At 70.6% G+C, this 23670-nt stretch carries 20 protein-coding genes; 8 read left to right on the forward strand and 12 right to left on the reverse strand.

The window, feature by feature from the left end; all coding sequences use genetic code 11:
• Nucleotides 1-4 precede the first annotated feature (4 nt).
• Nucleotides 5-688: a TetR/AcrR family transcriptional regulator gene (locus ACWCPM_RS12040; protein ID WP_450976028.1), complete on the forward strand. Its 684-nt coding sequence runs from the start codon at nucleotides 5-7 to the stop codon at nucleotides 686-688.
• 462 nt (nucleotides 689-1150) lie between these two features.
• Nucleotides 1151-2755, forward strand: a complete 1605-nt coding sequence (gene cimA, locus ACWCPM_RS12045) for a citramalate synthase (RefSeq protein ID WP_450976029.1) — start codon at nucleotides 1151-1153, stop codon at nucleotides 2753-2755.
• A 187-nt stretch (nucleotides 2756-2942) separates the two neighbouring features.
• Here the strand turns inward: cimA and ACWCPM_RS12050 are convergent, their stop codons facing one another.
• Nucleotides 2943-3608, reverse strand: a complete 666-nt coding sequence (locus tag ACWCPM_RS12050; RefSeq protein ID WP_450976030.1) for a GOLPH3/VPS74 family protein — start codon at nucleotides 3606-3608, stop codon at nucleotides 2943-2945.
• A gap of 235 nt (nucleotides 3609-3843) precedes the next feature.
• Between ACWCPM_RS12050 and ACWCPM_RS12055 the strand changes: the two genes are divergently transcribed.
• Nucleotides 3844-5199 (forward strand): hypothetical protein, encoded by a 1356-nt coding sequence (locus ACWCPM_RS12055; RefSeq protein ID WP_450976031.1) that lies wholly within the window; start codon nucleotides 3844-3846, stop codon nucleotides 5197-5199.
• 83 nt (nucleotides 5200-5282) lie between these two features.
• Here the strand turns inward: ACWCPM_RS12055 and ACWCPM_RS12060 are convergent, their stop codons facing one another.
• From ACWCPM_RS12060 to ACWCPM_RS12070, 3 genes are all read right to left on the reverse strand, one after another.
• Complete coding sequence (locus tag ACWCPM_RS12060; RefSeq protein ID WP_450976032.1) at nucleotides 5283-6065, reverse strand: serine protease; 783 nt, start codon at nucleotides 6063-6065, stop codon at nucleotides 5283-5285.
• A gap of 174 nt (nucleotides 6066-6239) precedes the next feature.
• A complete protein-coding gene (locus ACWCPM_RS12065; RefSeq protein ID WP_450976033.1) occupies nucleotides 6240-6737 on the reverse strand; it encodes an N-acetyltransferase in 498 nt (165 codons plus the stop codon).
• 182 nt (nucleotides 6738-6919) lie between these two features.
• Complete coding sequence (locus tag ACWCPM_RS12070) at nucleotides 6920-7522, reverse strand: YceI family protein (protein WP_450976116.1); 603 nt, start codon at nucleotides 7520-7522, stop codon at nucleotides 6920-6922.
• Nucleotides 7523-7932: 410 nt separating this feature from the next.
• Between ACWCPM_RS12070 and ACWCPM_RS12075 the strand changes: the two genes are divergently transcribed.
• Both ACWCPM_RS12075 and ACWCPM_RS12080 read left to right on the forward strand, forming a co-directional pair.
• Nucleotides 7933-9465, forward strand: coding sequence for an acyl-CoA carboxylase subunit beta (locus ACWCPM_RS12075; RefSeq protein ID WP_450976117.1), 1533 nt, complete (start codon nucleotides 7933-7935; stop codon nucleotides 9463-9465).
• 57 nt (nucleotides 9466-9522) lie between these two features.
• Entirely contained in the window at nucleotides 9523-9723 is a 201-nt protein-coding gene (locus ACWCPM_RS12080; RefSeq protein WP_450976034.1) for an acyl-CoA carboxylase subunit epsilon, read from the forward strand.
• A 198-nt stretch (nucleotides 9724-9921) separates the two neighbouring features.
• Here ACWCPM_RS12080 and ACWCPM_RS12085 read toward each other — a convergent pair whose 3' ends face one another.
• The 8 genes from ACWCPM_RS12085 to ACWCPM_RS12120 form a co-directional block, all read right to left on the reverse strand.
• Nucleotides 9922-10503: a GTP-binding protein gene (locus ACWCPM_RS12085; RefSeq protein ID WP_073491198.1), complete on the reverse strand. Its 582-nt coding sequence runs from the start codon at nucleotides 10501-10503 to the stop codon at nucleotides 9922-9924.
• Nucleotides 10484-11056, reverse strand: a complete 573-nt coding sequence (locus ACWCPM_RS12090; RefSeq protein WP_450976035.1) for a DUF742 domain-containing protein — start codon at nucleotides 11054-11056, stop codon at nucleotides 10484-10486. Before ACWCPM_RS12090 ends, ACWCPM_RS12085 begins: the two co-directional genes overlap by 20 nt.
• 94 nt (nucleotides 11057-11150) lie before the next feature.
• Entirely contained in the window at nucleotides 11151-11564 is a 414-nt protein-coding gene (locus ACWCPM_RS12095; protein WP_005479603.1) for a roadblock/LC7 domain-containing protein, read from the reverse strand.
• A gap of 10 nt (nucleotides 11565-11574) precedes the next feature.
• Nucleotides 11575-14778, reverse strand: coding sequence for a nitrate- and nitrite sensing domain-containing protein (locus ACWCPM_RS12100; protein WP_450976036.1), 3204 nt, complete (start codon nucleotides 14776-14778; stop codon nucleotides 11575-11577).
• A gap of 389 nt (nucleotides 14779-15167) precedes the next feature.
• On the reverse strand, nucleotides 15168-15743 hold the full coding sequence (locus tag ACWCPM_RS12105) for a GTP-binding protein (protein WP_450976037.1): 576 nt from the start codon (nucleotides 15741-15743) through the stop codon (nucleotides 15168-15170).
• Nucleotides 15724-16122, reverse strand: a complete 399-nt coding sequence (locus ACWCPM_RS12110) for a DUF742 domain-containing protein (protein ID WP_450976038.1) — start codon at nucleotides 16120-16122, stop codon at nucleotides 15724-15726. The genes ACWCPM_RS12105 and ACWCPM_RS12110 overlap by 20 nt, the downstream gene beginning before the upstream one ends.
• A gap of 111 nt (nucleotides 16123-16233) precedes the next feature.
• A complete protein-coding gene (locus ACWCPM_RS12115; protein ID WP_450976118.1) occupies nucleotides 16234-16647 on the reverse strand; it encodes a roadblock/LC7 domain-containing protein in 414 nt (137 codons plus the stop codon).
• Nucleotides 16648-16656: 9 nt separating this feature from the next.
• Nucleotides 16657-20427 carry a sensor histidine kinase gene (locus tag ACWCPM_RS12120; RefSeq protein WP_450976039.1) on the reverse strand — a complete coding sequence of 1257 codons (3771 nt, stop codon included), beginning with the start codon at nucleotides 20425-20427 and terminating at the stop codon, nucleotides 16657-16659.
• 590 nt (nucleotides 20428-21017) lie between these two features.
• Here ACWCPM_RS12120 and ACWCPM_RS12125 point away from each other — a divergent pair.
• The 3 genes from ACWCPM_RS12125 to gltX all read left to right on the forward strand — a co-directional run bounded on the left by ACWCPM_RS12125 (nucleotide 21018) and on the right by gltX (nucleotide 23576).
• A complete protein-coding gene (locus ACWCPM_RS12125; RefSeq protein WP_450976040.1) occupies nucleotides 21018-21206 on the forward strand; it encodes a hypothetical protein in 189 nt (62 codons plus the stop codon).
• Between the two features lie 116 nt (nucleotides 21207-21322).
• A complete protein-coding gene (locus ACWCPM_RS12130) occupies nucleotides 21323-22099 on the forward strand; it encodes a fumarylacetoacetate hydrolase family protein (protein ID WP_450976041.1) in 777 nt (258 codons plus the stop codon).
• Nucleotides 22092-23576: a glutamate--tRNA ligase gene (gene gltX, locus ACWCPM_RS12135; RefSeq protein WP_450976042.1), complete on the forward strand. Its 1485-nt coding sequence runs from the start codon at nucleotides 22092-22094 to the stop codon at nucleotides 23574-23576. The genes ACWCPM_RS12130 and gltX overlap by 8 nt, the downstream gene beginning before the upstream one ends.
• Nucleotides 23577-23670 lie beyond the last annotated feature (94 nt).

Raw genomic sequence — 23670 nt, forward strand, 5'->3', positions numbered from 1 at the left:
AGCGATGGCAGGTGGGCGCAGACAGGCACCGCCGCGTGAGGAAGTCCTCGCCGCCGCCATGGAGATGATCGCCGAGCGCGGTCTGGAGAAGCTCACCATGGCTGCGCTCGGCCGCGAGGTCGGGATGAGCAGCGGGCACCTGCTGTACTACTTCGGCTCCAAGGACGAGTTGCTGCTGCGCACCCTGGAGTGGAGCGAGGGCCGGCTCGGTGCCGAGCGCGGCCGGCTGCTGACCCGCGCCGACCCCGCCCGCGAGCGCCTCGACGCCTACGTCGACCTGTACGTGCCCGACGGCCACCGCGACCCGCACTGGACCCTCTGGCTGGAGGTCTGGAACCGCTCGCAGAACGCCGCCGACGACGCCCGCGCCCGGCAGGCGGCCATCGAGGGCGCGTGGCACCGCGACCTGGTCGCGCTGATCGCCGAGGGTATGTCGCGGGGTGAGTTCCGCGCCGTCGACCCCGACCGCTTCGCCGCCCGGCTGCGCGCGCTGCTCGACGGCTTCTCCCTCCACGTGGCCATCGGACTGCGCGGGACCGACCGCGCGCAGATCCTGCGCCATGTCCGGGAGTTCCTGGACGACGGGCTCGTACGGCGCGGCGCCGAGGCGGCGCGGCGCGACGACGGCCCGGTGGGGGCGACGACGGACGGGTCAGGGCCGGCGACAGATCGGTCTCCGCACGGGTGACCGGCCGGGCCCGGCCGCCGCACCTGGATGTGCGGCGGCTTGCCGCCCCCTCCGCGCTCCGGTCGAGGCCGGCCCGGAAGGTCACGTCACCCACCGCGAACGGGAGCGGACCGCCCATGCGCCCGCCCGCCGCCGCGATGTCCGCCGCGGCGGGACGCGCCGCCCGCATCATGAGACACCGGTGAGGCGTGGGGCGGCCTGTGCCAGACTGCCTCCGTGCTCTCGTTCGCCACGATGATTATTGGCAGCAGGCGCGCCGGTCCGCAGTGACCGCCACGTACGACCACGTACGGGCGGACACCGTCGTCCTCGACCCGCGCGCAGACCTCTCGCACCCGCGAGAGGTTTTTCGCTTTTTCTGGCCCACCATCAGCCGGAAGTCCAGCGCGAGGGATCATAGGGAACGGTGGAGCCGGTCATTCCGGTACAGACCGAGATCCATAACTCAGGAGCCTTCAGACCATGACGGAAACCAGCGAGCTGGACGATTCGTTCCACGTCTTCGACACCACCCTGCGTGACGGCGCCCAGCGGGAGGGCATCAACCTCACCGTCGCGGACAAGCTGGCCATCGCACGGCACCTGGACGACTTCGGCGTGGGCTTCATCGAGGGCGGCTGGCCGGGCGCCAACCCGCGGGACACGGAGTTCTTCGCCCGTGCCCAGCAGGAGATCACGTTCCGCCACGCCCAGCTGGTCGCGTTCGGCGCCACCCGCCGCCCCGCAGTCAAGGCCAGTGAGGACCCGCAGGTCAGGGCACTCCTGGCGACCGGGGCCCCGGTGATCACGCTGGTCGCCAAGTCGCACGACCGGCATGTCGAGCTCGCTCTGCGCACCACGCTGGACGAGAACCTGGAGATGGTCCGCGACACGGTGTCCTTCCTCAAGGAGCAGGGCCGCCGCGTCTTCGTCGACTGCGAGCACTTCTTCGACGGCTATCGCGCCAACCCCGAGTACGCCAAGGCCGTGGTCCGGGCCGCGTCCGAGGCCGGCGCCGACGTCGTGGTCCTGTGCGACACCAACGGCGGCATGCTCCCCGCCCAGATCCAGGCCGTCGTCTCGACGGTCCTCGCCGACACCGGCGCCCGGCTCGGCATCCACGCGCAGGACGACACCGGGTGCGCGGTGGCCAACACCCTCGCCGCGGTCGACGCCGGCGCCACACACGTCCAGTGCACGGCGAACGGCTACGGCGAGCGCGTCGGCAACGCCAACCTCTTCCCCGTGGTCGCCGCCCTGGAACTGAAGTACGGCAAGCAGGTCCTGCCCGAGGGGCACCTCCGCGAGATGACCCGCGTCTCGCACGCCATCGCCGAGGTCGTCAACCTGACGCCCTCCACCCACCAGCCCTACGTCGGGGTCTCCGCCTTCGCGCACAAGGCCGGCCTGCACGCCTCCGCGATCAAGGTCGACCCGGACCTCTACCAGCACATCGCTCCCGAGCAGGTCGGCAACACCATGCGGATGCTGGTCTCCGACATGGCGGGCCGCGCCTCCGTCGAGCTCAAGGGCAAGGAGCTCGGCATCGACCTCGGCGGCGACCGCGAGCTGGTCGGGCGGGTCGTCGAGCGCGTGAAGGAGCGCGAGCTCAAGGGCTACACCTACGAGGCCGCCGACGCCAGCTTCGAGCTGCTGCTGCGCGCCGAGGTCGAGGGCAGGCCGCTGAAGTACTTCGAGGTCGAGTCCTGGCGCGCGATCGTCGAGGACCGGCCCGACGGCAGCCACGCCAACGAGGCCACGGTGAAGCTGTGGGCCAAGAGCGAGCGCATCGTCGCGACCGCCGAGGGCAACGGCCCCGTCAACGCCCTGGACCGGGCGCTGCGGGTCGCGCTGGAGAAGATCTATCCCCAGCTCGCCAAGCTGGAGCTGGTGGACTACAAGGTCCGCATCCTGGAGGGCAAGCACGGCACCCAGTCCACGACGCGGGTCCTCATCGCCACCTCCGACGGCGCGGGCGAATGGTCCACGGTGGGCGTCGCGGACAACGTCATCGCCGCTTCCTGGCAGGCTCTGGAGGACGCTTACACCTACGGCCTCCTGCACGCGGGCGTGGAACCGGCGGCGTAGACCACGCCCCGCCGGGGGCGGCGAGCGTGACCGCTCGCCGCCCGCCCAGGGGCCGACGGCGGCTGCCCGGCGTCGGGGCCCGGGTGAGGCCGGGCCCCGGGGCGGTACCGGCGCCCCAGGACGGCCCGGTGCCCGTCGCCCGTCGCCCGTCGCCGTGACGCGGCGGCCGGGTCCGGTCAGGTGAAGGTCAGGGAGCCCGCCACACGTTGTCGAAGGCGTCCTCCTCGATGCGGCGGCGCTGCCGTACGGCCTCCAGTTCCGTCAGCGCGTCACCGAGGGCGGCGAGCACGGTCACCACCGGCCCGTCGTCGCCCTCGTCGGCGTCCCCGGGCCCCGCCGGTTCCATGGTGGCGTCGTCGGGTGCGGTGGTGTCCGTCCCGTTCACCGCCGGCTCCCCGATGCCCAGGGCGTTCGCCAGGCCCACCAGAACCGGCTCCTGCTCGGCCCAGCGCTCGTTCGCGTGGTGGCGTGAGGGCGAGTCGACCACCGCCGGGGCCGGTTCGCTCCGCCGGCGCAGCCAGTGACGGCGTCCCGTGTCCGCCGTCGGCGTCTCCGCCTCCAGGGCCGCGACGTAGGCGTCGGCCAGCCCGCGCCCGCGGCGCCACAGCCACTCCTCGACCGTCTCGTAGGGCGGCTGCCGCACCAGCGAAGCCCCCGCCTCGTCCAGCAGGCGATCCCCGGTGGCGCGCTCGGCGCCGGGCACGAGGCGATCGTCCTCCAGGGTCAGGGCTCCGGCGTCGACGAGGTCGATCACTTCCGCGCCGGCCAGGGCGAGTGACAGGTCGCCCTGGCCCAGGTCATGGCTGGAGGGGATGTTGAGCGTGACGATCAGCAGATCCTGCGGTGTGGTCATCTCGAGCTCCAGGTCACGGGCGTCGATACGGCCCCTTTGCTGCTGCGCCCGGTGAGGGCCCGGACACGGGTCCGCGGGCCCGACCGGCCACCGGCACGGCTTCCCGTATCTCCACGATGGGGCGCGGGAAGCCTATCCGCAGCACGGCGGCTCCGGTGCCCAGTCGGCCCCGCGAGGAAATTTCCCTTCCGGGAGCGATGTCCGTTTCTCTGCCCGTTCGGGTAGTTTCGAACATATGAAGGCCGCGCTCGTACAAAGGCTCGTACGCCTGCTGATCGTGCCTGTCGCCGCCCTGCTGGCGGTACTGGTGGCCGGTGCGCCGGGCGCACACGCGGCCACCGACCTGTCCAAGGTCGCCGCGGCCCTGCGCGAGAGCCCGGTCTACGTGGACCCGGCCGCCTCCGGCCTGCTGTCCACCTCGGACGCCGAGGCGCTCGCCGACAAGATCAGGGATGCCGGCAAACCCGTGTTCGTGGCGGTCCTCCCGGCCGGTCACACCACGCAGAACCTCTTCCAGAACCTGCGCACCGAGACCGGCGTGACCGGCCTCTACGGCATCCGGCTCGGCGACGCCTTCGACGCTCGCGCCGACAGCGCCGTGCTGAGCCGCTCGGCCGTGTCCAACCTCGTGACGTCCGTACAGAGCGCGGGTGACGTCAAGGCGCAGCTGAACGACTTCGTCGACGGCGCCCTGCGCAACGTCGGTGGCGCCGCCCCGGGCAGTTGGGGCGAGGGCGGCGGCGACGGCGTCTCGGCCACCGGCCTGATCACGCTCGGTGCGGTGCTGGCCGCCGGTGGCGTGGGCGCCTACGGGCTCGTCCGCCGCAATCGCCGCCGCCAGGAGCAGGAGCAGCGGGACGCGCTGGAGAAGCTGCGGGTGGTGGTCGACGAGGACATCACCGCCTTCGGCGAGGAACTGGACCGTCTGGACTTCCGACCGGGCGAACCGGGCGCCGACGACGCCATGCGCGCGGACTACGCGCACGCGCTGGACGCCTATGAGCGGGCCAAGTCGCAGATGGCGGCGGCCATCAGGCCCGAGGACGTACGGCCGGTCACGCAGTCCCTGGAGGACGGCCGCTTCGCGCTCGCGTCCCTCGCCGCCCGCCGCGAGGGGCGCCCGCTCCCCGAACGCCGTCCGCCGTGCTTCTTCGATCCGCGCCACGGCCCCTCGGTCGCCGACGTCACCTGGACGCCCGCGCAGGGCGCGACCCGTGAGGTGCCGGTCTGCGCGGCCGACCGGGCCAGGTTGTCCGACGGCCAGGACCCGCTGGTCCGCGAGGTCGACACCGCCTCCGGACGGCGCCCGTACTGGGACGCGGGCCCGGCCTACGGTCCCTGGGCCGGCGGCTACTTCGGCGGCGGCATCCTCCCCGGCCTGCTGGTCGGCACCCTGCTCGGCAGCGCCATGGCGACCCCGTCCTACGCCTCCGACTACGGCTCGGGCTACGGCGACTTCGGCTCCGGCGGCCACCAGGGCGGCGACGTCTCCGGCGCCGACTTCGACTCGGACGACTTCAGCGGCGGCTTCGGCGGTTTCGGTGGCGGCGGCGACGTCGGCGGGGGAGGGGACTTCGGAGGAGGTTTCTGAGGTCCGTGCGCGTCCACGGGTCGGGCCCGGTGCCGCTACGGCACCGGGCCCGATCGTCTGCGGGGCGCTGAACGGAAGGGCGGCTAGAGCGTGGCCGCCGCCGAGGCGATCGCCGAGGCGAAGGTGGAGACCTCGGTGTAGACACCGGGGGCGTTCGGGCGGGCGCAGCCTATGCCCCAGCTCGTGATGCCGACCTGGACCCAGGCACCGGCCGCGTCGCGGCGGAACATCGGGCCGCCGGAGTCGCCCTGGCAGGTGTCCACGCCGCCCGCGGCGAGCCCGGCGCAGATCTCCTCGTTGGCGATGAGCCCGCTGTAGCCGCTGTACGAGCGGCAGGTGGCGTCACTGACGAACGGCACGTCCGCCTTGAGCAGGTAGCGCTGCTGGGCGCCGCCCTCGCGGTTCGCGCCCCATCCGGCGACGGTGAAGGTGCCGGTGTTGTACTGCGTGGTGGTGGCGAGCTTCAGGGTCGGCAGGTTGATCGGCTGGGCGAGCTTGATGAGGGCCCAGTCCTTGCCGTTGCCGTTGTAGCCGGGGGCGCGGAGGACCTTGGTGGAGCGGACCTGGACCCGGCCGCTGGTCGACTGCAGGTCCACGACGCCGGCGGTCGCGGTGATGCTGGTGTTGTTGCCGCTGGCGCCCACGCAGTGCGCGGCCGTCAGCACGATCTGCTGGGTGTAGAGCGCGCCGCCGCAGCCCATCGACAGCCGGACCATGAACGGGAACTCGCCCTGGGCGGCACGGGTCCCGCCGACGACGGGCGCCGGGGCCGCCTGCGCGGCCGACACGGGCTGAAGGCTGACGACCGCGAGCGCGGCGGTGGCGGCGACCGCGCATCTCTTGAGGGCCTTGAGGAAAGTCTTCACCTTGACGCCTTCCGTGGGGGGTACGGGGATGGCGGGAATGTCAGGCGCATGTCAATTCCCGTGCGAGGATTATGAGAAGGCTGTGACCCTCCACACAAGCACCGGAATCCGGCCACCCTCGGCGTGACGGCCGACGAACACCCCTTCGCGGTCCGGACCTTCGGACCGGCGGACTCACCGGTCGGGCAGCGCCAGCCACTCGTCCCAGGTCAGGTCCCGCCCCACGTAACGCGGTTGCTCGAACGGCCACTGCTCGGCGATCCAGCGCGGCACGAACAGGTCCAGCGCCCGCTCCAGCCGGCCGCCGACCTCGCTGTCCACCACCCACCAGGAGATCTCGGCGTCCGCCCCGGCCTTCTCCGGCGGATCGATGTAGACGCAGCCGCGCAGCGCGGTGCCGTCCGCGTTCTCCACGGTGTAGTTGAACGATTCGTGCGCGTCGATCTCGGCGGCGTGCCGCTCCAGATCGGCCTCGTTGGCCTCGTACGACATGGTGGCCGACGGCCATCCCCAGGCCTTGCCGTACACCGACCACAACCGCTCCCGCGATCCCATCACGGCGGGGTAGTCGAGCGGCGCGTCGGCGCCGCTGATCGGTCGCAGGTCATGACCGTCCCCCTCGGGGATCACGACACGCAGGGGATGGACGAAGTCGGGCGGCAGCCAGCTCATCGGCGCAGCATCCCACAGAGTCCGTCCCCTCCGGACCCGCCCGGGGCGCGGAGGGCGCCCGCCCTCATCGCATCGCGGGGGAGCGCACGTCTCGGGGAGTGCACGGCGAGCGCCCGCCCTCTCCTCGGGGGGAGTGGAGGGCGGGCGCGCTCGCAAGACGTCGACGTGCGGTCGTACCGCCGTCAGGCGTTCTTGATCGCGGAGATGTCGAAGTTCAGCTTGATCTTGTCCGAGACCAGGACGCCGCCGGTCTCCAGCGCGGCGTTCCAGGTCAGGCCCCACTCGGAGCGCAGGATCTCGGCCTTGCCCTCGAAGCCGACGCGGTCGTTGCCGAACGGGTCCTTCGCGGCGCCGTGGAACTCCAGGTCGATCGTGAGCGGCTTGGTCACGCCGAGGATCGAGAGGTCGCCGGTGATGCGGTAGTCGTTGCCGCCGAGCGCCTCGGCCTTGGTGGACCGGAACGTCATCGTCGGGAACTCGTCCGTCTTGAAGAAGTCCGCGCTCTTCAGGTGGCCGTCACGGTCGGCGCTGCCCGTGCTGATGCTCTCCATCTTGACGTCGAGCGTGGCCGTGGACCGCGACGGGTCGGAGCCGTCCAGGGACAGCGTGCCGGTGTGATCGAGGAACTTGCCCTTCACGTTCGTGACCATGGCGTGCCGGGCGACGAAGCCGATCGAGCTGTGCGAGGGATCGATCGTGTACTCGCCGGTCAGGGCGGCCAGCTCGGGGCTGACGTCGGCGGTCTTGGCCGCGGTGCCGCTGTTCCTGTTGCCGAAGATACCCATCATGAACTCCTTGGGGACGGGGCTGTTGAATGTTCAACCATGCCAACGAGAGTGACCGTAGACCTATTCCCTTCAAGTTTCAAGCTCTTCGTCGGAGTGTCGTCCGGGTCTCGTGGCAGACTCGGGTTTCACCCGACGGATGGCATCCGCCGGACATGAATCCCGGGTGGCCCGCAGCTTGCCGGTTTGTGTGACCTCTACAACGCCGAAGCCCTCCGGGCAGTCGGAAAGGCTGCACAACGCCTCGGTTCTGTTCAGTGGTACCAGGAAAACGACCCGGAGACTGTACGAAGTCAACGGCTCGCTTTCCTTGCTCCCCTTCGTAAGGTCGCTACATGACCGTTTTGGATGAGGCGACGGGTGAGTCGACGAGCGTGCCGACGGGTGAGCCGACGGACGCTCGCGGGCGAGTGGCCGAACTGCACGAGATCCGCGCGCAGGCGATGGCCGGTCCCAGCGAGCGGGCGACCGAGGCGCAGCACGCCAAGGGCAAGCTGACGGCCCGGGAGCGCATCGAGCTGCTCCTCGACCCGGACTCCTTCCGAGAGGTCGAGCAGCTGCGGCGGCACCGGGCGACCGGCTTCGGCCTGGACACCAAGAAGCCGTACACCGACGGTGTCATCACCGGTTGGGGCACGGTGGAGGGCCGAACGGTCTTCGTCTACGCCCATGACTTCCGCATCTTCGGCGGCGCCCTCGGCGAGGCCCACGCCACGAAGATCCACAAAATCATGGACATGGCCATCGCGGCCGGTGCCCCGCTGGTGTCGCTCAACGACGGTGCCGGCGCCCGGATCCAGGAGGGCGTCAGCGCCCTGGCCGGCTACGGCGGCATCTTCCAGCGCAACACCAAGGCGTCCGGCGTCATCCCGCAGATCAGCGTGATGCTCGGCCCGTGCGCCGGTGGCGCGGCGTACTCGCCCGCCCTCACCGACTTCGTCTTCATGGTCCGCGAGACCTCGCAGATGTTCATCACCGGCCCCGACGTGGTCAAGGCGGTGACCGGCGAGGAGATCACCCAGAACGGCCTCGGCGGCGCCGACGTGCACGCCGAGACCTCCGGCGTCTGCCACTTCGCGTACGACGACGAGGAGACCTGCATCGCGGAGGTGCGCTACCTCCTCTCGATGCTGCCGCAGAACAACCGCGAGAACCCGCCCCGGGTCGACTCCTCCGACGCCGCCGAGCGCCGCTCCGACGTCCTGCTGGACCTGGTTCCGGCGGACGGCAACCGGCCGTACGACATGACGAAGGTCATCGAGGAGATCGTCGACGACGGCGAGTACCTGGAGGTCCACGAGCGCTGGGCGCGCAACATCATCTGCGCGCTGGCCCGGCTGGACGGCCAGGTCGTCGGCATCGTCGCCAACCAGCCGCAGGTGCTGGCGGGCGTCCTGGACATCGAGGCCAGTGAAAAGGCCGCACGCTTCGTCCAGATGTGCGACGCCTTCAACATCCCGATCGTCACCTTCCTGGACGTCCCCGGGTTCCTTCCGGGCGTCGACCAGGAGCACGGCGGGATCATCCGCCACGGGGCGAAGCTGCTCTACGCGTACTGCAACGCGACCGTGCCCCGGATCTCCCTGATCCTGCGCAAGGCGTACGGAGGCGCCTACATCGTCATGGACAGCCAGTCCATCGGTGCCGACCTCACCTACGCCTGGCCGACGAACGAGATCGCCGTGATGGGCGCGGAGGGTGCCGCCAACGTCATCTTCCGCCGCCAGATCGCCGACGCGGAGGACCCCGAGGCCATGCGGCAGAAGATGGTCAAGGAGTACAAGTCCGAGCTCATGCACCCGTACTACGCGGCCGAGCGCGGTCTCGTGGACGACGTCATCGACCCGGCGGAGACCCGCGAGGTGCTGGCCCGGTCCCTGGCGATGCTGCACACCAAGCACGCCGACCTGCCCTCGCGCAAGCACGGCAACCCGCCGCAGTAACCCAGCGGACGCTCCGCGGCAGCCCCGCGGAAACCTCATCCACGGAGACTGACTGCCATGAGCAACCCTGACATCCGCGTCGAGAAGGGCCACGCAGAGCCCGAGGAAGTCGCCGCCCTGACGGCCATCCTCCTGGCTCGCGCGGCGGCCCACACGTCCACGGCCGCCCGCGCGCACGGCGGCGGCCGCGCGAAGGCCGGCTGGCGCCGCCTGGAGCGCGAGCCCGGCTTCCGCGCCCCGCACAGCTGGCACGGCTAGGCCGTACGGCGCCGGCCGGTTCACCACCCCGCGCCGGAAACGGACTCCACGACGTCAAGAGGGGCCCCTCCACCGAGGAGGGGCCCCTCTTGCCTTGTACGAGCCCTCGGGTGGGCCCTGGCGCCGTAGGAGAGGGTCGTCCACGAGGAAGGGCCCCCTCCGTGACGGAGAGGGCCCTTCGGGGTCGTACGGCGCCGCCTACCGCAGGCGCGCCATGAGCGCGTGCTCGACAAGCGTGATCAGCGCCGACTTGGCGTCCGCACGATGGCGGGCGTCCGTCGTGATGATCGGGGTGTCCGGCCCGATCTGGAGCGCCTCACGCACCTCGTCGGGCTGGTAGGGCTGCGAGCCGTCGAAGCCGTTGAGGGCGATGACGAACGGCAGACCCGAGTTCTCGAAGTAGTCGACCGCGGGGAAGCAGTCGGCCAGTCGGCGGGTGTCCACGAGGACGATCGCGCCGATGGCGCCGCGCACCAAGTCGTCCCACATGAACCAGAAACGGTCCTGGCCGGGCGTGCCGAACAGGTACAGGATCAGGTCCTGGTCCAGTGTGATGCGACCGAAGTCCATGGCGACCGTGGTGGTCGTCTTGTCCCCGGTGTGGGTGAGGTCGTCGATGCCGGCCGAAGCTGACGTCATGACGGCCTCGGTACGCAGCGGGTTGATCTCCGAGACGGCGCCGACGAACGTGGTCTTGCCCACGCCGAAGCCACCCGCCACCACGATCTTCGCCGAGGTGGTGGAGCGGGAAGGACCGCCGCTAGAGCTTGCGAAGTCCACTGAGCACCCTTTCGAGCAGTGTCACGTCTGGCTGGCCGCCGGCGTTCTCGTCGCCGCCGGGCTGATGGATGGCGACCAGGCCCGCCTCCGCCAAGTCGGCGACGAGGATCCTGGCAACACCGAGAGGGATCGCCAGCAGGGCCGAGATCTCGGCCACCGACTTGATCTCCCGGCAGAGGTTGCAGATCCGCTGATGCTCGGGCAACTGCCCCTGCATCTGGTGCGGCTGCGCGGTGGTGTGCACCAGTGCCTCGATGGCGAGCTGGTACCGCGGCCTGGTGCGACCGCCCGTCATGGCGTACGGGCGCACCAGGGGGTTGTTCGACGCCCCGGCGGGCGCCGGCTCAGGGGTGCGGCGTTGCGGCTGCACCGGCTGGATGCGCGGCGCGCTCGGCTGGTCGTACGGCGAGGGACCAGGGCCCTGTGGCGCGTACGGCTGCCGGTGGCTCGGTGCGGAGGGGAAGTTGTACCGGTTCCCGGAACCGTCGTTCTGCCCCTGGCCAGGGCCGTACGACCAGTTGCCCGATGATGAACCGCTTGGGGGTGTTGCCACTTTCTCCTCCTCCGACTGTGCCGGGCACCCATCGCTGTGGAGCCGCGTCCCGAAACCTTACGGCCACGGGACGCGAAATCGCACCGTCTGTCTCTTAGTTGAGAAGGCTTCCTTGGAGCTCCGCGCGAAGATCCGGCGTCAGGACGGTGCCCGCGCGGTCGACAAGAAGTGCCATCTCGTACCCGATGAGGCCGATGTCCGCTTCCGGGTGGGCAAGAACCGCGAGGGACGACCCGTCGGAGACGGACATGATGAAGAGGAACCCTCGCTCCATCTCCACAACCGTCTGGTTCACGCTGCCGCCCTCGAAGATGCGCGAGGCGCCGGCGGTCAGCGAGGTCAGACCGGAGGCGACGGCCGCGAGCTGGTCGGCGCGGTCGCGGGGGAAGCCTTCGGACATCGCCAGAAGGAGTCCGTCGGCGGAGACCACCACCGTGTGCGACACCCCGGGGGTGTTGTCCACGAAGTTGGTGATCAACCAGTTCAGGTTCTGTGCCGCCTGGCTCATCGGGCTCACACTAACGCTCCTGGTTGTAGGTGCTGTCAGGCCCACCATGCTGGTTCCTGGTGGCCTGGCCGTTCGTTTCACTTCCCGCGCTGCGTCCCCGCTGGACTCCCCGGCGCAGGTTGCTCAACCTGCCCCGGACGTCCTCGGGAGCGCGGGAGACCTGGGGGCCGCCCTGAGGGGTCGACTCCGCGGTGCCCTCGACCAGATTGGCCTTGGGTACCCGCCGCGGCAGGCCGGAGGAAGTGACCCCGCCCGCCTTGGGCTTGCGCAGCTGCGAGGCCTGCTGCCAGCGCTCGTCGTTGGCCGAGCGCCAGCTGTCGTCGTTGTCGTCCTCCGCCGCGGGGGCCATCGCGTCCTGGCTCACGGACCGGCCGGCCGCCTGGCCGCCACCGGGGGAACCCCGGCGGGGAAGCCCGGCGTCGGTCAGCGCGTGCGGGGCGGAGCGGCCCGGTGCCGGACGGTCGAAGCCTACGCGGTCCCGCTCGCCCGCGTCAGCGGTCTGCGCGGGTTCCGCTTCGGGCGCGTACTGCTCGCCGTAGCCGTTCCGGTAGCCGTCGCGCTGCCGCCAGTCGCCCTGGTAGGACGAATCCTCGAACGCCGAGAAGGAGTCCGTGGAAGCAGCCGGGGCCGCCGAGGGCTCGTGCTGGGCCTGCTCCGCATAACCCGGTTCCGGATAACCGCCGTTGGTCGGGAAACCATCGCTCTGCGGCATCCCGTTCGGCGCGTAGTACTGCTCCTCGTACGACTGCTGCTGCTGGTCCTCGTACGACGTCTGCTCCGGGTAACCCGGCTGCTGACCGAAGGCCGCGGCCTGGTCGGGGTAGCCGTTCCGGCCGTCGTCGTACGGCTGGCCGCCGTCCGCGTAGGCCTGCCCCTCGTGCTCCGGGCCGTGCGCCTGGGCCTCCAGGGCCGCGCGGCGCTCCTCGCGCATCAGGGAGCGGCCCACCGGGTCCAGGTCGCGGATGTCGTCCGGGACCTCGTAGCGGCTGTCGTCGAAGCCGAGCTCGGCTGCCGTGAGCATCGGCGGCGCGCTGAAGCTCTCCCCCTGGAACTGCTGCTCCGGGATGATCTGCGAGACGGTGAACTCGTCGGCGGCCGGAGCCTGCTCGCCGCCACCGCCGTGGGTGATGGCGTCGGGGAGCATGACCAGCGAGGTGGTGCCGGCCTGCTCGCCCGAGGGGCGCAGCTGGACGCGGATGCCGTGCCGGTCGGACAGCCGGCCGACCACGAAGAGACCCATGCGCTGGGAGATCGCGGCGTCCACGGTCGGCGGGTTGGCCAGCTTGTGGTTGATGTCCGCGAAGTCCTCGGCGGTCAGGCCGATGCCCTTGTCGTGGATCTCGACCATCACCCGGCCGTCGGGCAGCCGGGTCGCGGTGACGCGGACCTTGGTCTGCGGGGAGGAGAACGTGGTCGCGTTCTCCAGCAGCTCGGCCAGCAGGTGCACGAGGTCGGTCACGGCACGGCCGTGGATCTCGGCCTCCGGCACACCGGATATCTCGATGCGCTCGTACTGCTCCACCTCGGAGGAGGCGGCGCGCACCACGTCGACCAGTGGGACCGGCTGGTCCCAGCGGCGGCCCGGCTCCTCGCCCGCGAGGACGAGGAGGTTCTCGCCGTTGCGGCGCATACGGGTGGCCAGGTGGTCCAGCCTGAAGAGGTTCTCCAGCTGGTCCGGGTCGGCCTCGTTGTTCTCCAGGTCGGTGATCAGGGTCAGCTGGCCCTCGATCAGCGACTGGTTGCGGCGCGAGAGGTTGGTGAAGATCGCGTTGATGTTGCCCCGCAGCAGGGCCTGCTCGGCGGCGAGCCGGACGGCCTCGCGGTGGACCTGGTCGAAGGCCCGGGCGACCTCGCCGATCTCGTCCGTGGAGGAGATCGGGATGGGCGAGACACGGGTGTCGACACGACCGGGGTCGGTGCGCGAGAGCTGGTCGACCAGCATCGGCAGGCGCTGCTCGGCGATGCCGAAGGCGGCGTTGCGCAGTTGGCGCATCGAGCGGCTCATCTGGCGGGCCACCATGCCGGCCAGGATGAACGCGGCGAGCAGGGCGACCACGACGATGGCACCGGTGATGATCGCGTCCTGCTTGGCGTTGTCGGCGATGCTCGCGGCCTCGTTCACCGCGGTGTCGGCCATGTCCGACTCGATCTGCCGGTACGCGTTGTACTTGAGGGTGTTGACCGCCCACCAGTTCTCGGCGCTGATGCCCTGCTGGGCGAGCGCCTCACGGGCGGCGGGCTCGGTGGTCGTCAGACCGGCCATGGCCCCGACCATCACGGTCGGGTCGGACGGCGGAGCCTTGTAGTCCGGGTTCTTGGCCAGGGCCTCCTGGGCCTGTCGCTTGCCGTCCGCCTCGATCTGCCTCTTGGCGTCCTCGAGCTTCTGCGCGTCCGCCTCGGTGCCACCGCCGATGTACTCCTGGATGGCGATGCCCTCCAGGTAGGCGTACGAGGAGAGCGCCACGCGCTGCCTGGCCAGGTCGGCGTCCTTCGGACCCGGCTTGACCAGGATGTGCGTGCCGATGGACCGCTCCAGCGACAGCGCCGCCTTGGTCAGCGAGAGCGCGTAGACGGTACGGCCGTAGCTGGTGATGTTTCCGGTGCCCAGACCCAGCTCGTTGGAGAACTCCATCAGGGGGTGGACGATCTCTACATAGCCCTCCTCCGTCTTCACGCCGTCGAGCTTGGCCGTGTACGCGGCCTCACGCAGCGGCTGGAGCTTGGGCTCCGCCTCACGGAAGAGGGTCAGCCGGCGCACCAGGCCCGGCTTCTGCGGCATGTTCCGGGCGGCCTCGTCGAACAGGTCCGCGGCGGCGTCGGTCTTCTTGCGCATCGCCGTGACCGTGGCCTGGTCGCGGCCCAGCAGCAGCGGGGCCGCGGTGACGTCCCGCTCGTTGTAGAGCGCGTCACCGTAGTTCAGGGAGGCCCGGACCAGACGCGCGGTGCTCTCCGCGTCCTCGGCCTCCTGCCAGGTGTCGATCGAACTCTTCACCTGGAAGCCGCCCATGACCAGACCGACCATCACGGGGATGAACAGGATCGCGTTCAGCCGGGTCGCCACGCGCCAGTTGCGCGGGGAGAAACGGCCGCCGCTCGAAGCGGGCGCGGCCTCCTGCTCCGGTCCGGGCACAGCAGGGGCGGGCGCCGCTCCGCGCGGCGGCGGGGTGAAGTTGCCCCGGGCGGGCGGCTCGGGACCTTTGTTGCTTCGCCTCACTCGACCAACAACCTCTCGGCGGCGGGCACCTACGTCGTGCCGCACTGTCTCAGAGCCCGGTTCGCCATCGACCACTGAGTACGTCTTTGACCTTTGGGCAGTTCAGGCATTCCAGCACGTCGACCTGCGCTCTTCCAAACATGGGAATGAGTGGATTCGCTCCGACGTAAGCACCAGATAAAACGGTCATAAAGAGCGAGCCCCGTCAAATGACGGGGCTTTCGTGCGCGTAGCGACACCAGGTGACCGCGACGCGTGGCGGGACTCGTGGATTCCTCTGCCGAAACGTTATGAACACCGAAGCCGGCCGTGTCAAAGGCCACAGCCGGCTCCGCCGCCACGATGAAGACGCCTACGGCAACTGCCGTACGCCTCAGATCATTTGAATGCTACTTCAGCCGCGCCATGAGCGCGTGCTCGACCAGCGTGATCAGCGCGGACTTGGCGTCCGACCGGTGCCGCGCGTCGGTGGTGATGATCGGGGCGTCCGGGCCGATCTGCAGCGCCTCGCGGACTTCCTCCGGAGCGTACGGCTGCTGGCCGTCGAACCCGTTGAGGGCGACGACGAACGGCAGACCGCTGTTCTCGAAATAGTCCACGGCCGGGAAGCAGTCGGCCAGTCGGCGGGTGTCCACGAGCACCACGGCACCGATGGCGCCGCGGACCAGGTCGTCCCACATGAACCAGAAGCGGTCCTGGCCCGGTGTACCGAAGAGGTACAGGATCAGGTCCTGGTCCAGCGTGATGCGGCCGAAGTCCATCGCCACCGTGGTGGTGGTCTTGTCCCCGGTGTGCGTGAGGTCGTCGATGCCCGCGCTCGCGGACGTCATCACCGCCTCGGTGCGCAGCGGGTTGATCTCCGAGACGGCGCCGACGAACGTGGTCTTGCCCACGCCGAAGCCGCCGGCCACCACGATCTTGGCAGAGGTGGTGGCACCTCTCGGTTCAGAGCTTGCGAAGGCCACTGAGCACCCTTTCGAGCAGTGTCAGGTCGGGCGCGCCGCCGTTGTTCTCGTCGCCACCCGGCTGGTGGATGGCGACGAGTCCGGCTTCGGCGAGGTCCGCCACGAGAATTCGGGCAACCCCGAGCGGCATGGCGAGCAGCGCCGAGACCTCGGCGACCGACTTCACCTCGCGGCACAGGTGGCAGATGCGCTGGTGTTCCGGGAGCAGTCCCATGAGCGCTGCCGGGTCGGCCGTGGTGCTGATCAGCGCCTCGAGGGCGAGCTGATAGCGCGGCCGGGTCCGGCCGCCGGTCATCGCGTACGGACGGACCAGCGGCTGGTCGCCCTCGTCCCCGTACGGATCTGTGTACGGATCATGAGAGGCGGTGGGCGGGGTCATGAATCCTCCGGGCGGGACAGCAAGTTGGTCAGGCGTGCCGTCTGACGGGGGCCGGTGGGGGGATTGTGTCGGCCGGACGGTGATTTGGTGAGACGGGTGGATCCGGGGGCGTTAGTGGAGCAGACTTCCTTGGAGTTCGGCGCGGAGGTCCGGCGTGAGCACTGCTCCCGCGCGGTCCACCAGCAGCGTCATCTCGTAGCCGACGAGGCCGATGTCGCAATCGGGGTGGGCGAGAACGGCGAGGGACGAGCCGTCGGAGACGGACATGAGGAAAAGGAATCCTCGCTCCATCTCCACGACGGTCTGCGACACGTTGCCGCCCTCGAAGATCCGGGATGCCCCGGCTGTCAGCGAGGTGAGTCCCGACGCGACCGCCGCGAGTTGGTCGGCGCGGTCGCGCGGAAAACCCTCCGACATCGCCAGGAGGAGACCGTCGGCGGACACGACGACGGTGTGGGACACCCCGGGGGTGTTGTCCACGAAGTTGGTGATCAACCAGTTGAGGTTCTGTGCCGCCTGGCTCATCGGACTCAACTAACGCTCCTGCTGGTGAGTGGGGCTCTGGAAACTGCCCGTCTGGCCGGACCCGGCCTGACGGCCCTGTGCGATACCCCGACGGAGGTTGGTCAGCCGGCCGCGGACGTCCTGTGGGGCGCGCGAGACCTGCGGACCGCTCTGGTGCGGCTGCTGCTGTGCGGTGCCCGGGACGAGATTCGCCCGGGGCACGCGACGCGGCAGGCCGGAGGTGGTGACTCCGCCCGCGGCCGGCTGTCGCACGCGCTCCGCCTGCCGGACGAGGTCGTCGTTCGGCGAGCTGCGCCATGCGGGGGCGGCGGGACGTTGGGAAGCCGGAGGACCCTGCGGTGCCTGCGGGGCCGGCGCGGAGCCGTTGCCCTGCGGACGCGGGGCGTGGCCCGGCGAGGACTGCGGGCCGGGCCGGCCCTGCGGGCCCGCCTGACCCTGGGGAGCCGCCTGACCCTGGGGAGCCGCCTGACCCTGGGGAGCCGGCTGGCCCTGCTGGCCGCGGAACCAGTTCGTCTCCAGCGTGTCGTACAGCGGCGTGCGTCCGTCGCCGGGACCCGGGGCCGGCGGCAGCGCCTCCGGCTCCTGGCGCACATGGTGCTGCGGGACCGGCGGCCGCTGGCCTCCGAAGTCACCCTGCGGTCGCTCGAACTGGCCGGTGGCCGACGGGTTCTGGTGCCCGGGCTGCGCGTGCTGCCCGGTGGACGAGCCGTCGTACCCGGCGTACTGGCCGGTAGCCCCGTTGCCGTAGCCCGGCACGGCGGGGTACTGACCCGTGGAACCGCTGTCGTAGCCCTGCTGTGCGGCGTACTGACCGTTCACGCCGTAGTCCTGCCGCTGCTGCGGCGCGGGGTACTGACCGGTGGAACCGTTGTCGTAGGCCTGCGGTACGGCGAACTGGCCCGTGGTGGACGGGTTGTTCTGGTGGTTGCCCGCGCTGCCGAAGACGTCCGGGCGGACGAACTGGCCGCCGCCCTGCGGGTTGTTCGCGCCCTGATGCGGGAAGTCGGCGGGGCCGCCGGGGTTGTGGCGGTCGTCCATGCGGGGAACGGCCGGCATCTCCGAGGTGGCGCCCGGACCGTGCCGTTCGTCGATCCTCGGCATGGGGGCCGTCTGGGACGGGTCGCGCTGCTCGTCGTGACCGCGCGGGGTGTCCAGCGCGGCACGCGGCACCGGCGGCTGCGCGTTCTCGTCGCTCCAGCTGGGGCGCTGCTCGTTGCCGCCGGGCAGCTCGGCCCGGGCTCCGCGCTGCGGCGGGAGCTGCGTCTGACGGCCACGCCGGCCGCGCTCGCCACCGGGGTTCCCGTTGCCGCGCTGCGGCGCCACGGGGCCTCGGGTCTCCTGACCCTGCTGCGGGGCCGGCGGAGTCTGCGGGCCACGTGCCCCGCCCGGGGCACCGCCCCCGTCGCGGCCCGGCAGCGCGGCCCGCGGGCCCTGACCGGCACCGAGCCGGCCACCGCCGGACGCGCCGGCACCACCGGATGCGCCGGCACCGAGAGCCCCGCCACCCGGCGCGCCCGCGCCCAGCGAGGGACCGTTGCCGCGGCGGGCCGCGGCCGCACCGGCGGCGGCCTGCGCCGCGGCCGGACCGCCCGCGCCACCGGGGCCGCCCTGACCGGGCATGCCCTGCGGCTTCCGGCCACCCTGGGCCACGTCGACCGGCAGCATGACCAGCGCGGTCGTGCCACCGGAGTCGGACGGGCGCAGCTGGATGCGGATGCCGTGGCGCTGCGAGAGGCGGCCGACCACGAACAGACCCATGCGGCGGGAGACGGAGACGTCCACGGTGGGCGGCGAGGCGAGCCGCTCGTTGATCTGGGCGAGGTCCTCGGGGGAGAGGCCGATGCCGGTGTCGTGGATCTCGATCAGCACGCGGCCGTCGGGCAGCGCGTGACCGGTGACCTTGACCTTGGTCTGCGGCGAGGAGAACGAGGTCGCGTTCTCCAGCAGCTCGGCCAGCAGGTGCACGAGGTCGTTGACCACACGGCCGGCCACTTCGGTGGTCGGCACCGAGGCCAGCTCGATGCGCTCGTACTGCTCCACCTCGGACGCGGCGGCGCGGAGCACGTCGACCAGCGGGACCGGACGGGTCCAGCGGCGGCCGGGCTCCTCACCGGCGAGGACGAGGAGGTTCTCGCCGTTCCGGCGCATACGGGTGGCGAGGTGGTCCAGCTTGAAGAGCGAGGCCAGCTGGTCCGGGTCCGCCTCGCGGGACTCCAGCTCGGAGATCAGCGACAGCTGGCGCTGGATGAGGCCCTGGGAGCGGCGCGAGAGGTTGGTGAACATCGCGTTGACGTTGCCCCGCAGCAGGGCCTGCTCGGCGGCGAGGCGGACCGCCTCGCGGTGCACGTCGTCGAAGGCGGTGGCCACCCGGCCGATCTCGTCGCGGGAGTGCACACCGACCGACTCCACGGACGTGTCGACGTCCTGCGGGTCGGACTCGGAGAGCTGCTTGACCAGCTCGGGCAGTCGCTCCTGGGCGACCTTGGTCGCCGTGTCCTCCAGGCGCCGCAGCGAGCGGATCATGGAGCGGGCCACCACGAAGGCACCGACCAGCGAGACGCCGAGCACCATCAGGACCAGCACACCGGAGATGATCGCTTCGCGCTCCGACTCACTGCGCAGCTCGCGCGCCTTCTGCTCCATGTCCTCCAGCAGAGTGCGCTCGATGTTCTTCATCTGCTGGATCTTGGTGGAGCTGTCGTCCAGCCAGTCGCGGTACGAGCGCTTCTCCAGGCCCGCCAGACCGTTCTCTTTGAGCGCGCGGCCGGCGTACTTGTCGGTGGCCTCGATGGTCGCGTTGCCCTGGTCGATGGGCTTGAGCAGCTCCTCGGCGCCGGCCTCGTAGATGCTGGAGAAGCTGCGCAGCTCGGAGACCTGGCTCTCCAGCGCCGACTCGGCGTACAGCCGGTCGTTCTCGGAGAGGTCGCCGAAGGTCTTGTTGTTGGCGGGCAGGGCCGCCGCCAGGACCGCGCGCTGGATCGACGCGTACTCCTTGGCGGAGGAGAACGCGGACAGCGCGCGGGTGCGCTGGATCATCTCCGGGTTGCTGGTCGCCTCGGCCATGTCCTGCGAGAGGTCCAGCAGGTGCGTGATGAGGCGGTGGTAGGCCTCCACGGTCTGCGTGGAGTTGTCCTCGGCCTCGTAGGCGTTGTTGCGGACCTCGTTGAGGCTGTTCAGGTCGCGGGCGAGACCGACGAGGCTCTCGCGCACACCCTGGAGGTTGCCGTCCTTGCTGGCGGCGTCGACCTCCTCGGACGCGGCGAGGAAGTTCTCCAGCGCGCGGTCCGTCTTGTCCTGGAAGCCCTTGACCGTGATGGCGCTGGCGGTCGAGCCGTGTGCCAGCGGGCCGGCGGACTGGTCGCGCTCCTCCTGGAGCGCGGCGGCCAGTTCGGTGGCCTGCTTGGTCATCTCGGTGAGCAGCTTCATGTTGTCGAGCTGCTCGATGTCGTCCATGGACTGGCTGATGCGCAGCGCGCCGAGCGAGGTGGCCGCGACCACCGGGAGCGTGAGCAGAGCCACCAAGCGGGTCGAGATGCGCCAGTTGCGCAGCGCTATTCGCGTCCCCGGCCCCGTCGCGCCCTGCGGCGGCCTCACCGCCGGAGCGGACGCCGGCGAGCCCGGGGACGCCGAGGCGCCGGGCCGCCCGGAGCGCGGACCGCCGTCACCGGCCGGGGCCTGGCCCTGAGCCTGGGCGTGCTGGGGCGAGGAACCGCGGTCGGTCCCGCCGTGCGGCTCCGGCTCGGCCGAAGCACTGCCATCCCTCTTGAATCGTCCCTGCACTAGCGTCGCAACCTCTGGACCAGGCGCCCCTCCGCGTGAACGGAAGGACGGTGTCGGCGTCGTCGGGGGCGCCCTGAATGCGCACCCGGGTGGTCGTGAGTGACCGGCGCTGGACTTCCCCTCTCGCCGCTCACTCGTCAGGAGCGACGTTGAATTCGCGCCCCCTGCGCGCCGGCTCGATCCTGCGGCGGTCCGTGGAATTCCAGCACAGTGCAGGATCTCCAACAAGGCCAGTTGGTCAGGCTGTGACCTCTGTTACGCCGTGTGAGGGAGACGTCACGACACGTAGAACGACCTCCGCCTTATACCGGACATAACCCAACGAGTCGCTGGAGCCCGCCGCGTGTCCCAGTCGCCATGATCAGGAGCGGAATGCGGGCTTCAGGGGCTCAATGTCCGTTTCGTTGGCATGGGTTGCGAGCCGGAATTGACCGTTTTGATCGCGACTCCGTGAGGAAACTCACACTGAACCCGGGGGCGCTCCCCGCCGTCGGTCGGGAATCGGATGTTTAGCCTGACGCTTTACAAGAGACAGCATTCTGCCAACCGGCGCCTCGGGCGCCCCGCACACGACAGGGTCAAGTAGAACCGTGAAGACGACGACGATGTTCCACACGACTGCCAACCCGCGGCGTACCACTCTGGCGCACCTCGACGGCGCCGGCGAGCTGGCACCCTTGGACCTCCCGGAGCACTCCGTCGACCTTCCCACCCGGACCGCCAACCCCCGGCGCACCATCCTCATGGACGTCCCGGTGGGGGCCGCGGTGGCCGAGTAGCGCCCACCACGCCACCGGGCGCCCCGCGCGGCAATTGCGCGGGGCGCCCGCCCTTTGCCGCGTTAGCCTGGAGCGATCAGACTCCACCCAGCTCAGGTAAGGGGCGCAAGGATCCCGTGCGCATCGCCAGGTTCTCCATCGACGGGAACGTCGCCTTCGGCGCGGTCGAGGGCGACAAGCCGGACGAGCTCGTTCTCGACATCATCAGGGGCATCCCGTTCGCCGACTTCGAGCTCTCCGGCACCAAGGTGCCGCTGAGCAAGGTACGGCTGCTGCCGCCGGTCCTGCCCAACAAGGTCGTCGCCTTCGGCCGCAACTACGCCGAGCACGCGCGGGAACTGGGCAACGAGGTGCCCGACGCGCCGTTCGCCTTCTTCAAGCCGTCCACCTCGGTGATCGGATCCGGCGACGAGATCCAGTACCCCTCCTTCTCCGAGGAGCTCCACCACGAGGCCGAGCTGGCCGTCGTGATCGGCCGCATGTGCCGCGAGGTGCCGCGCGAGCGCGTCAAGGACGTGATCCTCGGCTACACCTGCGCCAACGACGTCACCGCCCGTGACGTCCAGCGGCGCGAGAAGCAGTGGGCCCGGGCCAAGGGCTTCGACACCGCCTGCCCGCTCGGCCCCTGGATCGAGACCGACCTGGAACCCGGCGACCTCACCATCCAGCTGACCGTCAACGGACAGCAACGCCAACTCGGCCGCACGAGCGAGATGATCCACCCGATCGAGGATCTGATCGTCAACATCACCGAGGCCATGACGCTGCTCCCCGGCGACGTGATCCTCACGGGCACCCCCGCGGGGGTCGGCCCCCTCGCTGTCGGCGACGAGGTCTCCGTCAGCATCGAAGGCATCGGCACTCTCACCAACAAGGTTGTCAAGCGTGGCTAGCGCACCCGCCTCCCCAGTACGTGTCCGTTTCTGCCCCTCGCCCACCGGTAACCCGCACGTGGGCCTGGTCCGCACCGCCCTGTTCAACTGGGCGTTCGCCCGGCACAACGGCGGCACTCTGGTCTTCCGCATCGAGGACACCGACGCGGCCCGCGACTCCGAGGAGTCCTACGAGCAGCTGCTCGACGCGATGCGCTGGCTCGGCTTCGACTGGGACGAGGGCCCCGAGATCGGCGGCCCGCACGCGCCGTACCGCCAGTCGCAGCGCATGGACCTCTACAAGGACATCGCCGGCAAGCTCCTCGACGGCGGCCACGCCTACCGCTGCTACTGCTCCCAGGAGGAGCTGGACAGCCGCCGCGAGGCCGCCCGCGCCGCCGGCAAGCCGTCCGGCTACGACGGCCACTGCCGAGAGCTGACCGCGGCGCAGGTCGAGGAGTACCAGGCCCAGGGCCGCGCCCCGATCGTCCGCTTCCGCATGCCCGACGAGACGATCACCTTCACCGACCTGGTCCGCGGCGAACTGACCTTCACCCCGGAGAACGTCCCGGACTACGGCATCGTCCGCGCCAACGGCGCCCCGCTCTACACGCTGGTCAACCCGGTGGACGACGCCCTGATGGAGATCACCCACGTCCTGCGCGGCGAGGACCTGCTCTCCTCCACCCCGCGGCAGATCGCCCTCTACAAGGCGCTGATCGAGCTGGGCGTCGCCAAGGGCATCCCGGACTTCGGCCACCTGCCGTACGTGATGGGCGAGGGCAACAAGAAGCTCTCCAAGCGTGACCCGCAGTCGTCGCTCAACCTCTACCGCGAGCGCGGCTTCCTCCCGGAGGGCCTTCTCAACTACCTCTCCCTCCTGGGCTGGTCGTTCTCGGCGGACCGGGACATCTTCTCGACCGACGAGATGGTCGCGGCCTTCGACGTCACGGACGTGAACCCCAACCCGGCCCGCTTCGACCTCAAGAAGTGCGAGGCGATCAACGGCGACCACATCCGGATGCTGGACGTGAAGGACTTCACGGAGCGCTGCCGCCCCTGGCTGCAGGCCCCGTTCGCCACCTGGGCGCCGGAGGCGTTCGACGAGCTGAAGTGGCAGGCCGTCGCCCCGCACGCGCAGACCCGTCTGAAGGTCCTGTCCGAGATCACCGACAACGTCGACTTCCTGTTCCTGCCGGAGCCGGTCTTCGACGAGGCCGGCTGGACCAAGGCCATGAAGGAGGGCTCCGACGCCCTGCTGCGCACCGCCCGCGAGAAGCTGGAGTCGGCGGACTGGGCCGATCCGGAGTCCTTGAAGACGGCCGTCCTGGAGGCCGGCGAGGCCCACGGCCTCAAGCTCGGCAAGGCCCAGGCCCCGGTCCGTGTCGCCGTCACCGGCCGCACGGTCGGCCTGCCGCTCTTCGAGTCCCTGGAGATCCTGGGCAAGGACAAGACCCTGGCCCGCATCGACGCGGCGCTCGCGAAGCTCGCCGCGTAGGGCACACCCGCGGATGAGGGGCGGCGGCCGGGAAGGCCGCCGCCCCTCACGCATGCGTGCCGACGGTGCGTACTAGTGTTCCGGCTCACTCGCT

It is taken from the genome of Streptomyces sp. NPDC002309, from assembly GCF_053593375.1.